Here is a 16,526-nt window from a genome sequence, read left to right as displayed (position 1 = left end):
ATACGTCAAATACCTTAATATGGCTAAATAACTATAGGTAATTGTGCGCTGTTAGGTGTTATAATTTGAGCTATAATTTTATTAATTAGTGTACTGGTTATCCAGAAACGTGCGAGAGAATGTCAAATATCAATCAGGATACGAGAATAAAAGTGCTGTTGGTGGAAGACCATGCGGTGGTGCGTGAGGGTACTGCCGAATTGCTCAACCGCCAACCAGATATGACCGTTGTAGGTGAAGCGGGTGATGGGCAAACCGCCGTTGAAATGGCTTTGCGCCTTTTACCCAATGTGGTATTGATGGATGTTGGTTTGCCTGTGCTAGATGGAATCGCCGCTACTCGCCAAATCAAGGCGCAACGTCCCACAATTGCTATTCTAGCTCTTACCGCACACGATGAAGACCAATATGTATTTGCCCTTCTGGAAGCGGGCGCGGCAGGCTACTTGCTCAAGACAGTACGCAGCCATGAACTGGTGGAAGCAGTTAGGGCTGTGAGTAGGGGCGAGGCGGTTTTGCATCCTACGGTGGCGAAAAAAGTATTGGGACGCTTTGCAATCAAAAACCAACCGGGTTCAATTGGCAAATCCGAACCCAACCAACCAACCGAGCATTTGACTGACCGTGAACTGGAAGTTTTAAAGCTGGCGGGGCGGGGCTTGTCCAATAAAGAAATAGCCGATAAATTGGTTTTAAGTCCGCGTACAGTTCAGGCGCATTTCGCCAATATTTTCGATAAGCTTGAAGTTGGTTCACGTACCGAGGCAGTTTTACAAGGTTTGAAAAGGCGCATCTTGAGCCTGTCCGACCTTGATTTGGATGAGGGAGAGTAATACCTATGTTGAGTATAGAGCGGGATAATCGAGATCGCAAAGCAGCCCAATTACGAGCGGTTATGCAAGTCAGCCGGAAAATTAATACCACCCTCGACCTTGAACAACTGCTGATAGAAACGGTTGATTTAATAAAAAAGACCTTTGGCTTCGATGTAGTGTCGGTATATTTGCTAGATCAGTACGACCGTAACTACATTTTTCATACCGCTTGCTCTGAGGCAGACCGAGCTAATAATAACATTTGCCTACATGCCAAGCGAATGCATATTAGCCAAGGCATGGTTGGTTGGGTGGTACGCAATGAGCAGACCCGTCTGGCGAATGATGTGAGCCGCGACCCCTATTATATCCATTGCATAGATACTCAGGCTGAACTGGATATGCCTCTCAAGGTGAATGAACGCTGTATCGGGGTTTTGAATATCGAACAACCTCATATTGATGCATTTGACCCGGAAGATGTGCCTGTGCTGGAAATTCTAGCGGAGCAAATTGCTACCGCCATTGATAACGCACGTCTGCACGCTCGCGCCCGCGAGGCAGCGGTAGCTGAGGAGCGCAATCGCCTAGCCCGTGAACTGCACGATGATACGGTACAGGGCTTGATAGGGCTTGGGCGACAGATTGACCTGTTACGCTGTGACCTGACCGATACTCTGAAACCTGTTTCAGGCAGCCCTGAAGCGGTTGAGGAAAACCCCCTTCCTTCTAATATTGAGAAACGCCTTAATCGTTTGCAGGATAGTTTGGAAGCCACTATCAGCAATTTGCGCTTGTTGAGTCGCGACCTGCAACCGAAGATATTGAGTGATTTGGGCTTGATTGCTGCTTTAGAGGGTTTGGCAGGGGACATATCACGCCATTCTGGGGTAAAGGTAAAAACTACTCTAAACGAAGATGTTGCAGGTTTACTTAATCCACCGCAAGAATTAAATCTTTATCGGGTAGCGCAAGAAGCGCTTTACAATATTGTGAAGCATTCAAAAGCGCAAAACGCTTGCATAAAACTTACTTTGCTAGAAGATTCTATCCGACTGGTAATTTCTGATGATGGCTGTGGTTTCGCAATTCCAGAAGATATAAACCGACTGGCAATCGGTGGAGGATTAGGAGTTATCAATATGCGGCAACGCGCCCGTGAATCCGGCGGTTATCTCAAGATTGAGAGCAAACCGGGACAGGGTACTGTACTTGATTTGCAAATTTCGCTGAGCAATTCCCGAAATAAAGATAACGTATCCTTCTCTAAGGATTAGAAAGAAGGGAATGAAAGTCAGACCAACTATTCTGAGAGGCAAGCCCCCAAGAGTTACCCAACCGGAAGCCATTGAGACGTTGGGCTTGTAAGAAAACAGCCACCTTACCAAAAGGAGAGGCTTGCCTGAAGTTACGCTTTAATTAGCGGTAACAATTCAGTTTCGCACGTTTTCACGTTTCAGGGCTGCTACTGTTGGTGAACTAAAAGAAGAAAGGTTTGCTAGAATTAGGAGAAGCGAAAAAAAAGACAGAAGTAAAAGAGAGAAGTAAGTAAGGAGTAAAGGGAGCCTCCAGCCAGAAAAAATAGCGACCGTGCCAGAAGAAACAGCGACCAGAATGCGGCGACTTTATCCACTTTTAAGATTTCACTTGGGTCGCACCTTCCTTACAACTACCTTTGCATCCTAACTTGTGATATTCCTAACTAACGACTTTTCCTGTCCGACTCGTGTTCCTACCCGACTTTGAATCGTGGGCGTGATTTACCAAAGCATTTGGAAAGCTCGTTTCGGCTACACTGAAAGGAAAACTGAGCGTGAAACACGTGCCTTGCCCCACCTCGCTAGTTACCTTTATAGACCCATCATGCGCTTCTACAATAGATTTAACGATGGAAAGACCGAGACCAGCGTTACCAGTCTGGCGACTGCGTGAAGGGTCTGCCCGATAAAAGCGGTCAAAGATACGAGATAATTGCTCTGCTGGAATACCACAACCGTTATCGGCGAGGGAAATTTCAATCAAATGCCCTTTTTCGGCTATTGCAGTTGATATTTTTAGCAGTCCATCATTATCGGTATAGCGAATTGCATTATCAAGAATATTCACAAACACACGGTGAAGCTGATCATTATCACCTGTCAGGCAGGCTTGCTCGGTTTCGGGAGAAAGTTGTAGCTCTATTTTTCTTTCTCCTGCTATCACTCTCATAGCCTCAACCGCACTATGCAATAGGTCTGCTACCCGTAAGGTTTCAACTCGTAGGTTGCTTGCTCCATTCGCATCCAACCTAGTTAGTGTCAGCAAATCTACCACCAGACGGCTCATTCTATCAACTTCACGGCGCATAGATTGTAAAACTCGCATCGCCCTCACTGGGTCATCCTTAGCGCCCATCAATAAAACGTCAAGATAACCACCCAACACCGTAAGCGGCGAGCGCAGTTCGTGAGAAGCATCCGCCGCAAACTGGCGGGTGCGAATTTCGCTTTGCTGCTGCTTTTGAAAAGATTGTTCAATTTTATCCAGCATAAGGTTAAAAGCCTGCGCCAATTGCTGCACTTCATCATTTGGCGCGATAGCCTGAGAGATAGGCAAATCAACTCGCTGGCTCAAGTCTCCTTTGCCAATACGAGCGGCAGTTCGTGACATCTTCTTTAACGGCGCAAGCCCAAGACGCGCCAAAGGCAAGCCTAACAACAACGCCAGAATTAGCGCACCGAATAAGGCGATTAGCAAGATAAACCGCAATTGTCCTAAAACCACATCCGATTGGTTGATAGAGGCTGCCAGCAAAATATAACCGGCAATATCTAAGGCTTGCCCATTCGAGCTAATGCCAGAGACCGGAATTAAATAGGCAAGTCCGCGCTCACGGCTCACTTGCCCAATGCTAGAACTTGAAGTAGTTAGGGTTATAATGAATTGTGCTGAACCATTTTGCCGAGAACGGAGTAGCTCATCAGAAGAAGGTGAATTGGGTACAAATGGCGGTAGTATCGAAACGGGGTGTTCCACCGTTACTACTTGACCGCGTAAATCCAATAACGCAGCATACATATCAGTCGAATTGCCGTCAGCAGCAATACGGTCTGCTAATCTTGGTAATGTATCCGGTTGCCCGGATCTTCTTTGGTTGGTACCGGGAGAAGAATCCAATTTTCCACTTATCAGCGTAGCGGTTCTATCTTTCAGGCGGGTAGAAACACTATCAATCATGAAATTTTCTAGCTGAAAATATACAAATAACCCAATAGCCAGCAGCAAAATAGCCAATAGCCCGGTATAAAACAAAGTTAACCGCCAGCGAAGGGTATTTAGCTGAGCCAGCAAGGTTTTAATCTGGCTCCTCCTCTTCATGGCGCAATTTCATTAGATACCCTATCCCTCTGATGGTAGTAATCGGATTGGGCTTGCCAAGTTTCTGGCGCAAATAGCGCACATACACCTCTATAATATTAGCGTCCCCGCCAAAATCATAGCCCCATACCTTGTCCAAAATTGTATCGCGCGGTAACACTTGGTTGGGATGTCGCATCATTAGTTCCAACAATTCATATTCGCGTAAGCTCAATTCAATACGGGTTGAACCGCGCCGCACCTCGCGCAAGGCAGGGTCAAGCGTAATATCCTGCACTTGAATCAGCTTAGCGCCTTTTTCTGTACTATCTTCCGGGCTATTATTGCCGCGCCGCAACACCGCCCTAATGCGGGCAGCCAATTCTTTGAACTGGAAAGGTTTAGTTAAATAATCATCTGCGCCTAAGTCAAGACCGCGCACCCGGTCATTTAGTTCATCACGTGCCGTCAACATAATTACCGGAACCTTTGAGGTCTGGCGAAGTTTCTGGCATAGCTCAAAACCATCAATTCCCGGCAACATCAAATCCAGAATAATCAGGTCGGGAACTTCTGATAAAGCAAGTTGCAAGCCGGTTTTGCCATCTGAAGCGGTTAAAACTTCATAGCCCTCGTAACCCAAACCCAACTCGATGAAATCAACAATACCCGGCTCATCATCAATCACCAAGATTCGAGTGCTAGTATTAGGTTTTCCCGACTGTAGGTTGTTGCGGGGTTGTGCCATATATTGCCTTTCTCTAACCTTACCTGAATTTCAGGTTAACACAGCCCTTGATTTAATGAGTTAAATATATCTTAAATAATGCTGAGAGTTAGCTGAGAATTGGTATTTGCAAAGCTATAGTGAAAAGCACAAAAACTCTTTTGGTTTCTTCAAATTAAATTTACTGGCTTCGGTTAATTTCAGCTTGCCGCGCTATCGGGCTAGAGAGGGGCTGACTCCTTAATGCCGTTTCTTCCTCGCGTAAACTCTCGGCAATTGTATCGGAGGCACGCCGTTGCCATTTATAGAAAGTATCCTCCTCTATATCGCTGAGCCATTCTAGCGCCTTTTCCATTTCATTTTTCTCAGACACGCCGCTTTTTCTACGCTCATCCGACAATCGGCGAGCCTCTGCAAAAGCCTGCTTCTTGGAAATTTCGCGCACATACGGAAAAAACAGCACATTAAAAAAGCGCCATGTATCGGTTGTGCCATAAGTGACATTCCCGACAGGACGCAAACGCTCTATCATCTCGGTCAGAATACTTTTCAGAACTATCGCACGATTAAGACGATTATCTGCCAAGCTATCCCGTTTTAGCCTGTTCTCAACCTGCGCCAAACTCAGCAAGGGACTTTTAACCAGTTGAGGGGGGCTTTTCAAAGCAGTTATAGCACGCCGTACCATATTATTAAAACTTTTAACGCTGCCAAACTCCCCTATTTCCTCATCACTATTATTTTCCGAATTGGTTTCCGTTACGGCTATGTTATTACCAAGAAGTCTCATCTCTTCGGTTGCAACTGGTTGTGTAATAAGAAAGGTAGCGTAATCGCGGGCTTCTTTGCGAGCATCTTGCTCTATTTTGGTAAAAAACAAACGATCCATTAGACTACGCCCGAAATCAAAAATGGTATGTGTAGTAGTTACAATCCCAATCAGAACCACTAAGATAATCGGAGAGCTAACGCCAAGCAATACTAGCGGAATAGTATAGAGCAGATTTATCAGAAATATACCGCTAAAGCTGTAAATAAAATCTCGCTGAGCGTGTTTTCCGGCAACCAGCATTTCAAAATTAATAACCGAATAACTGCATAAACCCAAACCTAACACCAGCGCAAGATAACCGGGATAGCTAGGGGCATCAAAATTAAATTTAAATCTGAGAGCAAGGAATAGACCACCAACAAAAAACATAAATGCGCCAGATGCCAGTAAACTGATATGAATTTTTAAGGAAAGCAGAAATGGGTCAGGGCTTTTACGTATCCTTAAATAATAGCCTATAAAATTTAGAAAAGCGCCACCGCCAGCCAATAACACAAAGAGTAGATATATTTCATAATAGGAGCCAACGCCTACAAATATTCTCCCATCACTGAAAACTACCGGTTTGGAAAGTTCCAATAGAAGCTCGGTAAATGAACCGAGCAGAGAAATTATGATGCCTATTAGATATATTGCAATTACGGCAGGGGTAAAGAGGGTTCGTTTTGGACCGCGCCTTACTACGAGGCTGCTAATATGAAACCAGAAAACCAGTGGAATAACATTACTCCACCAACCTGTCCGATGAACGAACACTCCTATATCACGCCCTCCTGAGACAAAATTTACTAGGATAGTTTGAACAAAAAAATATGCTTGCGTTAGTATCCCGAAAAAGCAAGTGAGGGTGAGGTTGGTGCGTCCTGAGATGCGGGAAATCATATATAAGCCCATCCACAGGAATGAGCCAAAACCTACAAGGGAGAAAATCAGTTGTAAGTCAAAATTGAGCATAGCAAATCAGGATGAGTTGAGAAAGCCTGAATATCAAAAAAGATTTACTGCGAAATAAATTATACAGTATCTATAATAAAGGTGGAGGGAAATTGCGAGGTGTGCGTCAAATTTCCACAAGAGATATTGCCAAGTATGAAGGAGAGAAGTAAGCTATCGGTTGTTGCACTTCTCCGGGTATTTAGGCGAGCGGGCGCTTGAGGGTGGTTTTAGAAGAGTCATGGCTATTTTGCCCAGTAACCCGCTCGACTAGCGGTGCCTTCTGTTTCCAGAAAAATACAGGGTTGTGGTTCTAAATTACAACAACCGATCAGGAACTTCAGACAGACGATTCGCTACCACCGGACTCATATTAGTGAAGATTTCCAAACGGTCTTCTTCTTTTAGCAATTGAAGAATATCTACAGCGCAATCGGGTCTTATATTTTCTAGCACTGCCGCCGCTACCTTCGGGCTTAAATCCTCAACGATTTCGGTGCCAAGTTCTGGAGGTAATTCCTCTAATAGAGGCACCAGATAAGCCACGCTCAACCCTTCTAGGTGTTCGTGTTGAATGTCCAGATGCGCTTCGGGTGCGCTGCTGGTCAAATATTCCACCTCAGACCAATCCAACATTTCGTCATCCAACACCAATATCCCACCTTTCTTTGAAAGGAAAGGGATAAGTCGGAGTAGTCGCGCTTGCAATGATACATCTACTGCGATTAGCCAGATAACAGGTTGGTTGCCCACAATATTCAGAACAAGGTCATTAGCCCGAACAACTCTGCGCCTTTGCAAATCAACCAACGGGTTATCAAGTATATCTTCCTTTAGCAAAGCTTCGCCGGGGAAACGCTCAAACTTAACAATCTCTTTGACGGAGACAGATAATTTTATTTCTTTTTCACCAAATGATTGGACTTGCCGAAGCGGAATCCACCATTCCTCCTCCTCATTCTCGGCTACCAGACCGGTCAAGTGAGGATGGGGTTCTTTGAATTGGTTATTCTTTCCCGCCGGATTTAAACAAACCGAAAGGTCTTTCAGGGCGGCTATTTCTTTTCCCGAATTATCTAGAACTGGAGTATTGATAAGATAGCTTAGCAAGACTAATGGCATATACTGGTTAGCTGACCGGAACAAGCCAGCAAAAGTAAGGGTACTCGTAATCATTGTATGTTTGAAAATGTAACTAAGTCAAGAGATTAATAATATTCTAATATTAGCATAGATTATATGCTACTACCCTATAGAATGGAGGCTTAGAATCATAGATAGCACGGGCTAATTAGTAGTGTTAGAGTTGATTAATAGTCGTTTTTATTCACACAATGGTATTAAACCCATTACTATAATTTAATTGTGAAATTAACCACAAATGGTTGACTAATACCATCAAAAGTGTTATAAAATAAGTTGAAAGGTAATTATTTTACTGGTTGTTACTAACGCACTTATTAATTGCTCCCACCTTGCTTTCGGGAACAATTGTAACTACCAGATTAGTGAAAGGAGTCATCCTTTTATGGATGCAGACCGTAGTAACTTGGAAGACTTTGGGAAAACCCAAGGTAAGGAGGTAAGGGTAGATTAACCTTTATAATTATTGGTTTCACCTTCTTTTATCTCTTCTGCGCTATTAGCGCACATGCCTTTCATTATTTTCCGCATTTTCTTCCACATGCTACTTAGTTTTTCAGCCTGCACCCTCTTGGTTCAATACTCAACATTGCAGTACAACGGGTTTTACAGGTAAAAATAGCTCTAGCTTTCTAGCCCTTTTTTGGATGTAGCCGATTTCTAGTGCATTGGCGCACTGAAAGCCACCGCGCTATTTTGTGTTGCCTAGCGGCTTTCCTGAAAAAGCTTATCAAAAAGATGGTGGGCAAATCGTTTTGATTAGGTAGCAATGTAAGATGGAAAAAATGAATTTATTATCTGAATTTCAATCCGAAGGAAGAGGTGAAACCATGACTATAAATGAAAACGTCTCGTTAATTGAGCCGAACGTTGCAGTCGCTCGGAGCGCAGTGCTGGATGAGGCACATCTGGGCGACATCAAAGGCGCGTTGGGTACCATCCGGGTGAACGATACCACCCCGCGCCGTTCCTTGAAACAGAAAATTTTAACCATGCTGGCAATCATGGGTCCCGGGCTTATCGCGATGGTAGGTGACAACGATGCCGGTGGGGTTGCAACCTATTCTCAAGCCGGGCAAAACTATGGAACCAGCCTTTTGTGGGTGATTGTTTTACTCATCCCCGTTTTGATAGTAAATCAGGAAATGGTTGTTCGCCTAGGTGCGGTCACTGGGGTAGGACACGCTCGCTTGATTCTCGAACGCTTTGGTAAATTCTGGGCGGCTTTCTCGATTGGAGACCTGTTCCTACTGAACTTCCTAACCATTGTAACTGAATTTATCGGTATTGCCATGGCGTTGAGCTTTTTTGGAGTTGAGCAAGCTATTTCGGTTCCGGTTTCAGCCGCTTTACTGATTATTATGGTGATAACCGGCAGTTTCCGCCGTTGGGAACGTTTTATGTATCTCTTTATCGCACTTAACCTGATTTTAGTTCCGCTCTTGATAATTTTCTGCAATCCTTCAGCCGGACAGATTATGCGTGATACATTCATTCCGGGTCTTGAAGGTAAATTCGATTCAAAAGCTCTATTGCTGATTATCGGAATCGTAGGAACAACGGTTGCGCCTTGGCAACTATTCTTCCAGCAATCCAATGTAATTGACAAACGGATTACCCCACGCTGGATTAAGTACGAACAAATGGATACGTATATCGGCGCTTTCATTACAGCTTTTGGAGCCGCCGCCCTGATTATTGCGGCTGCCTTTGCCTTTAACGGAACTTCTTTTCACGGACAGTTCAGTGATGCCGGAGCAGTAGCTAAGGGCTTTGCCGATGTATCCGGTTTCTGGATGGGTGCTATGTTCTCAATCTTTTTGCTTAACGCATCTATAATCGGAGCCGCCGCCGTTTCGCTGTCCACCGCTTACGCCTTTGGCGATACCTTTGGTATTAAACATTCGCTGCATCGCAATTTCAAGGATGCCCGGCTGTTCTATGTGCTTTATGCCGGGTTGGTATTAGTAGCGGCAGCAATAGTGCTAATTCCTAATGCCCCGCTTGGGCTGATTACTATGGGTGTACAGGCTTTAGCCGGATTGCTATTGCCTAGCGCAACGGTCTTTCTACTGCTATTGTGCAATGATAAACATGTGCTGGGACCATGGACTAACCCAACTTGGTTAAACGTTATTGGCACAGTTATAATCGGGGTATTGATGATGTTATCATTTGTGATGGCAATAACCACAGTTTTCCCAGAAATTGATGTAACCATTCTCTCGCTCATTCTGGCGACAATTCTCACCTTTGGGTTGCTAATCACTGGAGTGATCGCCTTCATTAGTCGGCAGAAAAAGAATGAGGTTATGGTTAGAGAGCCAAAGCTGGATAAAAATAGCTGGCGGATGAGTCCCTTGAATAGCTTGCCTAAACCGATCTGGTCAACAACCAAGAATCTTGCAATGCTTTGCATGTGGGGTTATTTGGGAATGACTGCGATTGTGCTGGTTATCAAGGTAGTCAATATGGCTATTGGCACTTAAAATAATTGATTTATTCAGGGGGGGGGCGAGTTACCAAACTTCGCTCCCTTTTAATATGACCTGAAAACAAAAAAAGGACGCAGTTACCCACGTCCTTTATAAAGCTACCCTTATCTCATAACTTGCGGTAACGCTTTCATCACCATCTCTACTGTAACTTCCTCAAGGTTTGCGGCACGCGCTTCAGATACGGCAGCTTGCCTTAACTTATCGCTGGCAGAAATACGCGCTACCCATGGTACTTTCTCAAGTAGTTGGTCGAATATTGTCTTTGCCTCATCGCGCCACTTCAACTCGCTGAGTTCATCCAGTTTCGCAGAATGCTTTTCACTTTGTGCAGGCGGGGCGGCATTTGCGGTTGGGCGCATCCCGCCGGGTCCTGCCGGTAATCCGGTAGCATCCCGCCGTTCGCGCGGTAAAATATCGAACAGCACGTCAAAGATTGCATTTGTGACAAGCTGGATTACATACACCGCCCCCATATAACCCATATAGGGCGTACCAACCGAGCGATTGACAAACGGTACGGGCAATGCCGCCGGGATAAAACGGGCGGTCAATCCTGCTTCCGCCATATAAATTCGCTCGTTCATGCTTCCCATCACTACAGTTGGGCGCTCTGCCTGTAAGCGATTGCGGAGCATATAATTATTCGTATCGTTGGATTTCTGGCGATTGATGACCGTGCCGATTTCCATGCCAAGCTCATCGCCCAAAAACCGCTTCAAGCCAAGCGCGTAACTTTCGTTGGCGATAATGGCAAGCTTGGTGGTATTGTAAAAGTCTTGCGGTGCTCCAAGCCAAATGTCCCAGATGGGCAGCAGCGTTTCGCGCTTTTCTTTTGCTACAAAGGCTTTTGCCTGTTCTTCGGTGCCGAGCAATTTGCCGAGTTGCAAAACAAATTCGGTAGTTTCTTGCATCCCGAACGGCGCAAATAGGTAGGGTTTGCCTAATTCTTTTGCCAGCGAATCGCCAAACTCGCGGTACATGACCACATTTACCGCCGACTCATCCAGCCTGTCCATATCGGCGAACTTCGCGCCAAAGGGGAAGGAATAATAAAGGTCGCCGCCCGCGCCACGCACCAGCCTTTCCAATTCATGCAAATCGGCATAGCTGTTAAAGCAACTGTAAGTTGAGCTAATGATATTCACGCGGTGCGTAGGGGTACTGGCAAAATCGGCGGGTGGGGATTTTTCTACCAATCCGGCAGCAATCCGGCGTTTGCGCTCCTGATAAAGCCACAGCAACGAAACATCCCGCGCCTTCCATTCGTCCAGTTCAAAAGCGCGGCTAGAAAAATAAATGACATCAGGATGTTTGCGCTGCAAGCTCATAACGTGGTCAGACCCGATAAGCTCGCTTTCCTGACTACTTACCACGATGAGATGCTTCTTTTGCCTGGCGCGTTCCTCGCGCTCTTTGACACGACGCACCGCGTCCATAACCCTACGGGTAGTGCCATCTAGCGTTACCTCAACTTCGGTGATGTTACTGCTGGCGAGGTTGCCGATTTCGGGCAGCGCATCTGTATAGTTAATGGTTGCCGTTGCGGGTAGGCTGTAACAACCTACCGGGGCATCCACCACCACCTCTACATCGCTCATACAGGTAAAAGTAAACATCGCGCCCCAATAACCGTTGGAAACAGGCGTATCCAGCGGGATATTGGGCGTTTTTTTGCCTTCTTCCTCGCCAAAAATGCGGCTGGCGCTGGCGCGGATATGCTCACGCTGGCTTTCTTCACCTTTCGAGACTTTGCGGCGGGTAAAATTATGTTCCTCAGCGTCTTCGTAGCCGAGATTTTTATCAAGTTTCTCAGGTTGGGCGGGTGTTGCCGATTTTTTGGTTGTCCAGAAATTGCTGACTCCGGTTTTGTCAGGAGTGAATCCTATTTCAGCCTCGCCAATATCCTCCTGTTCCATAGGGTCGCCGGAAACTTTAGTAACTGCTTTAGGTTTAACGCCATTGGCGACAGGGGTTTTTGTTGTTACCGCTTGGGTTATACCCAAAGCATCTTCATCCATTGAATCAAAATCAACAGAAAATGAGTCTTTATTCGGCACGAGTGAATTGCCTTTCTTACTAGTTGCGATGGTAATTGGTACAAGGGCGCAATTTAACGCCCTCTGCCTTTATTGCTTCAGCGAAATCGGCTCACGTACGCCCACTTCAATAGCGGCATCCGCGAAGAAATCGCGCATAGCGGTGTAGCGATTAGTTTGGCTGAGTATTAACTTCATCTGTTCCACTAATGGGCGTACTCCGCTAGATAATAGCAAAGGTCGCGCCGACACAATGTTTGTAAAATAGACTGAAGGGATACCGCGCCGTTTGGCATGCGCCTCAAGGTTGCTAGAACCGATACACAAGTCGGGCGGGTTATTGAGCAATTCTTCAATATCATCTTCATGCCGCTTGCGGAAAATGACTTTTACGCCCCGCTCTGCCAGCCATTCCGCGTCTTCTTTAGTTCCCGCGCCTGCTCTTACGCTGGTTGATACGAAGGTGACGGTTGCGCCTGCTTCAATCATTAGTCGGGCAAAAAGCAATTCGCCTCCCTCATATCCGGCAATCATAATGCGCGTGCCGTCCAATCGACTTTTCTCAAGCTCGTCTGCCACTTTGTTTGCTTCATCGTTGGCAATATCGCGCACTTCATGGGCGGGAAGCTCCAGCAAGCGACCCAAATTCATGAACCAACTAAAAGTGCCTTCTGCTCCTACCGGAGCGCTGTGCAAAATCTTCAAGCCCTGCTCGCGCAACTCGCGGGCGGTACGGTCATAGAAGGGGTGTAACAACGCCCCGATTTTAGCTTTTGGCGCATCGTAGTAGGTGGAAATTTCCTTGCTTGGCAGGGCAGCTTGCATTTTAATACCGAGGCGGCTTATTGCAATCTGCAATTGCACCGGGTCGGTGGGAAACACTTCCCCGATAGAAACTAACCCATCTTGAGCCGATGCCACCCCTGCTGCCGCGTTGTTCTCGCCAATGCGCTTGAGTATCTGACTGATTGCCACGTCCTTAGCTTCGGCGTGAGTCGGCACACTATAAGCGGGAACGCGCATCGGTATAATTTCGGTTTGCCCAATGCGGCGCGGAATAAGCTCAAGATGCAAGCCGGAAGTTTCAGGAGTACACAAGGACATTACTGCAATCATGCGCGGGTTTTCGTGTTCTACCACCTCTTTTACAATATCAAGCACTTTGTCGGTCAGGTCGCTTTGCACTAATTCACGAGGGGTAAGTGAAGGAGACACGATGGGCTTGTTGGCAGCGTAGAAGTGAGAGACAAAATCCAGCCCGTATAGGCAACCCACCGCCCCTACCAGCACAGGCACAAGCCCCTCGATACGCATGGTCACGCGCAATGCGCCGAAAGCCGGACACATGGTGGCGCTGTGCATGCTGCAATCGCTTTTGCCGTTTTGAGCAGCTTCACCCTTTGCAGCAAGATTGATACTACGCCCAGCTTTAAGTTCGTCTAGCGGCTTATCGGACATACAGCAACTCCTTCCCGGCAGACGCGCGGTTTACCAATTCATCCGGGTGGGCGCTGCGTAGCTTGCCGCGCGTTTTCTGACGGAACATTTTATAAAATTCTTCAAATTCCAGCGGCTTGGGGATTACTGCTTCATGAACATTGATACTTTCTATAAGTTGGTCAACCGCGTCACGCATTGCAGGGATTTCCATCACATCGAAAGCATCTTTTGTCGTTACCGCTTCCGGGATAAACGGCATATTCGCCAGAACCGGCACGCCGATACGCTCGGCAAATTCCTGCGCTATTCCTGTACCATCATCCTTGTTGATAATAATACCCAGCACACGGCTTTCGCTACCTGCTTCAGCGTAGTGCGCTACGGCGCGGCTGACATTATTTGCCACATAAAGCGATTGCTGGTCGTTGCCTGCTACAATGATAATTTCGCGGGCGATGCTACGCGCAAAACTCATGCCAAAACCGCCGCATACCACGTCACCGAGGAAATCCAGCAGCGCAACATCAAAATCCCATTCAAAAAGCCCCAGCTTTGCCAGCGTATCAAAGCCAAGCACAATGCCTTTTCCGCCGCAACCGCGCCCGGTTTCAGGTCCGCCCAGTTCCGCCGCATAAACGCCGTTCCGCTCGAAAATTACATCTCCTGCGCTCAGGCTTTCATCATCGCCATTTTCGTGGAACTCGCGCCAAACTTCCAGAATGGTGGGGAGTAGTACACCTTTGAAAAGGGTAGCAGTGGAATCGTGTTTGGGGTCGCAACCGATTTGCAGCACACGAGTATTGCGTTGCACCAACCGTACACTTATACATGAGGAGAGGAAGCTCTTGCCGGAACCGCCCTTACCGTAAACTGCTATTACTCTTTGCAACATCAGAGTTAGCCTTTCTATATATATTATAGCGAGCAAATAATTAATACTACTCGCGTAAAATCGCTCCCTTAGCAGGGCAAAGTTAATCAACAGGCTGGTACCCCTGAGCCAGCCAAACAAGAAAAATTTACAGTTTTTTATTTAATGGGGTTAATCTGGTTAGTAGGTTAACATATACGAGCTAATATATGAGTATTACAAACTACAGAAAATAGGGCGATTTGAGGTAGTTCAGACTGTGAAGTACCGATATTCAGAAGTAGATTGGGCTTCTGCAACGGCTGCTCTTATCTCATCTTCGGTCATAGTTAGAGCGTAACCACGCGCATTTAAGTCGTAAGGTGACTGGATTCTATCAAAGGAACTTTGCCGATAGATTAAACCAAGTTTTGAGAGAGCCGCCAAACAACGATCGGCATGGGCAGGCGCAATGCTGTAGCGACGACGCAAGAGCGAATATAGCTCAAGCGTACTGAGATTGCCATATTTATTCAAAAGATTTAGGGCTTCAGCGTAAATAGGAACTAAGATGCCGCAATAACTCTGGCGTGCGTTAGGAACTAGCGCAGCACAATTATAAGCTTTGGATTTGCTTTTCTCGAATATTCGCTCGAAAGCCCATTGCAAGTCGTCAGCAAGCCAATGCTCGTCTCCAACCAAATAAACCAGCCTTTTTTCTGCGCCAAATTCTCCGGCTAATACTCTTCCCAGCAATTGGGGACCAAGGTATTCCCAAGTGGAGGCTTCCATGTTGGCAATGCCTTTCAAATCGAGGGCAATAAGGGTACGATAGGGCATTCTTGCGATGGTTTTTTCGAGGATACTGCAAATCTTCTGAGCTTGAATACCTGATACGCTTGCCCCAAAAAAAGAAGGGTTTGTATCAGTATTGATTAGTTCAAGTAGCGGAATACAGGCTATACTCCAACCGGGCAAGCTAGGATGCCGTGCGATGATATTATGCAAGGCAACCATAAGGTTCCTCCAGACTACAACAATTCAACTACGTTCGATGCGATAATAGTGGTACAAAGCCATTTATCGCCTTACTAATAATAGGATACCCCTTATTCACATTGAGTACCAGTGTATCTTATGGGAAATAAGTAGTAGGCACACGTAGGTAGAAGTCCTACGTACTACCACACCCTTACCTACGCCCTAATTATTCGGGCAGGGCTGATACTGTTGGCGAACTAGGGTTCATGAGGCGGCAGGTTTAAGAGCAGCAAAGCGACTGACCCTGGTTGTGGCTCTGGGCACGTCTTCAAGCAGTCATTCAGCCGAACTAAATTGAGAGCAACCGCTGAAGCAACCTGTTGCAAATGAGTTTTAGCTAAACCCAGATACCGGCATTCTCTTAAATCAGCTACCCGCACCCCTTGAGAGATAGTACCTTCTACCCCGGTTCTTAAATCTAGCAACTCCTTGTATTCTCAACAGCGATCAGGGCAGTCATTTCACCAGTCCGAAATATATTGGCTTAGTCGAGGGAGCGGGTGTGCGGGTGAGCATGGATGGACGAGGTCGAGCTTTCGACAACATTTTCACCGAGCGTTTGTGGCGGACGATTAAATATGAGTGTGTGTTCTTAAATGAATTTGAAAGTCCCAAAGAGGCGCGTCAAGTTATCGGGGAATACATCCGATTCTATAACGAGCAGCGACCGCATCAATCACTCTCTTATCGCACTCCGAGTGAAGTCCATTTTGAAAAATGCTGAAAATCGGCTATTTAATAATATGTTAATGTGCTTTTCAGAAAGGAGCATGCCACCTTATTTCCCCTAAATCGGTGTCTTGACAACTGGGTCCACCATACTATCCACCACATACACCGCTTCAAAGCGTTGCAATAACTCCAAAGCCACTGGT

At 46.3% G+C, this 16,526-nt stretch carries 12 protein-coding genes and 1 pseudogene; 4 read left to right on the top strand and 9 right to left on the bottom strand.

Annotated features, from left to right (window positions below; all coding sequences use genetic code 11):
* Positions 1–119: 119 nt before the first annotated feature.
* Positions 120–833, top strand: a complete 714-nt coding sequence (locus WCK19_RS13295; protein ID WP_342397871.1) for a response regulator transcription factor — start codon at positions 120–122, stop codon at positions 831–833.
* 5 nt (positions 834–838) lie between these two features.
* Complete coding sequence (locus WCK19_RS13290) at positions 839–2,092, top strand: GAF domain-containing sensor histidine kinase (protein ID WP_342397870.1); 1,254 nt, start codon at positions 839–841, stop codon at positions 2,090–2,092.
* Between the two features lie 421 nt (positions 2,093–2,513).
* Here WCK19_RS13290 and WCK19_RS13285 read toward each other — a convergent pair whose 3' ends face one another.
* The 4 genes from WCK19_RS13285 to WCK19_RS13270 form a co-directional block, all read right to left on the bottom strand.
* Positions 2,514–4,172, bottom strand: a complete 1,659-nt coding sequence (locus WCK19_RS13285; RefSeq protein ID WP_342397869.1) for a HAMP domain-containing sensor histidine kinase — start codon at positions 4,170–4,172, stop codon at positions 2,514–2,516.
* On the bottom strand, positions 4,150–4,899 hold the full coding sequence (locus WCK19_RS13280; RefSeq protein ID WP_342397868.1) for a response regulator transcription factor: 750 nt from the start codon (positions 4,897–4,899) through the stop codon (positions 4,150–4,152). Before WCK19_RS13280 ends, WCK19_RS13285 begins: the two co-directional genes overlap by 23 nt.
* A 160-nt stretch (positions 4,900–5,059) precedes the next feature.
* On the bottom strand, positions 5,060–6,664 hold the full coding sequence (locus WCK19_RS13275; protein ID WP_342397867.1) for a hypothetical protein: 1,605 nt from the start codon (positions 6,662–6,664) through the stop codon (positions 5,060–5,062).
* Positions 6,665–6,961: 297 nt separating this feature from the next.
* The gene (locus WCK19_RS13270; RefSeq protein ID WP_342397866.1) at positions 6,962–7,819 is read right to left on the bottom strand and encodes a hypothetical protein; all 858 of its coding nucleotides are present in this window, start codon (positions 7,817–7,819) and stop codon (positions 6,962–6,964) included.
* Between the two features lie 797 nt (positions 7,820–8,616).
* Between WCK19_RS13270 and WCK19_RS13265 the strand changes: the two genes are divergently transcribed.
* Positions 8,617–10,275, top strand: coding sequence for an Nramp family divalent metal transporter (locus WCK19_RS13265; RefSeq protein WP_342397865.1), 1,659 nt, complete (start codon positions 8,617–8,619; stop codon positions 10,273–10,275).
* 110 nt (positions 10,276–10,385) lie between these two features.
* On the opposite strand, the gene WCK19_RS13260 is transcribed toward WCK19_RS13265, so the two are convergent.
* The 5 genes and pseudogenes from WCK19_RS13260 to WCK19_RS13240 form a co-directional block, all read right to left on the bottom strand.
* Positions 10,386–12,341: a nitrogenase component 1 gene (locus WCK19_RS13260; protein ID WP_342397864.1), complete on the bottom strand. Its 1,956-nt coding sequence runs from the start codon at positions 12,339–12,341 to the stop codon at positions 10,386–10,388.
* A 69-nt stretch (positions 12,342–12,410) separates the two neighbouring features.
* Positions 12,411–13,778 (bottom strand): nitrogenase component 1, encoded by a 1,368-nt coding sequence (locus WCK19_RS13255; RefSeq protein ID WP_342397863.1) that lies wholly within the window; start codon positions 13,776–13,778, stop codon positions 12,411–12,413.
* The gene (locus tag WCK19_RS13250) at positions 13,768–14,652 is read right to left on the bottom strand and encodes an ArsA-related P-loop ATPase (RefSeq protein ID WP_342397862.1); all 885 of its coding nucleotides are present in this window, start codon (positions 14,650–14,652) and stop codon (positions 13,768–13,770) included. Before WCK19_RS13250 ends, WCK19_RS13255 begins: the two co-directional genes overlap by 11 nt.
* A gap of 231 nt (positions 14,653–14,883) precedes the next feature.
* Positions 14,884–15,627 carry a hypothetical protein gene (locus WCK19_RS13245; RefSeq protein WP_342397861.1) on the bottom strand — a complete coding sequence of 248 codons (744 nt, stop codon included), beginning with the start codon at positions 15,625–15,627 and terminating at the stop codon, positions 14,884–14,886.
* A 228-nt stretch (positions 15,628–15,855) separates the two neighbouring features.
* Positions 15,856–16,064: pseudogene (locus tag WCK19_RS13240) on the bottom strand (transposase); the annotation flags it as partial.
* A 95-nt stretch (positions 16,065–16,159) separates the two neighbouring features.
* Between WCK19_RS13240 and WCK19_RS13235 the strand changes: the two are divergent.
* The gene (locus WCK19_RS13235; RefSeq protein WP_342397860.1) at positions 16,160–16,375 is read left to right on the top strand and encodes an integrase core domain-containing protein; all 216 of its coding nucleotides are present in this window, start codon (positions 16,160–16,162) and stop codon (positions 16,373–16,375) included.
* Positions 16,376–16,526: the final 151 nt, after the last annotated feature.

This window comes from Candidatus Chlorohelix sp. (assembly GCF_037138995.1).
Taxonomy (GTDB): Bacteria; Chloroflexota; Chloroflexia; order Chloroheliales; family Chloroheliaceae; genus Chlorohelix.
Note: the sequence above shows the minus strand (reverse complement) of the source record. Positions and strands in the feature narration are given on the sequence as shown.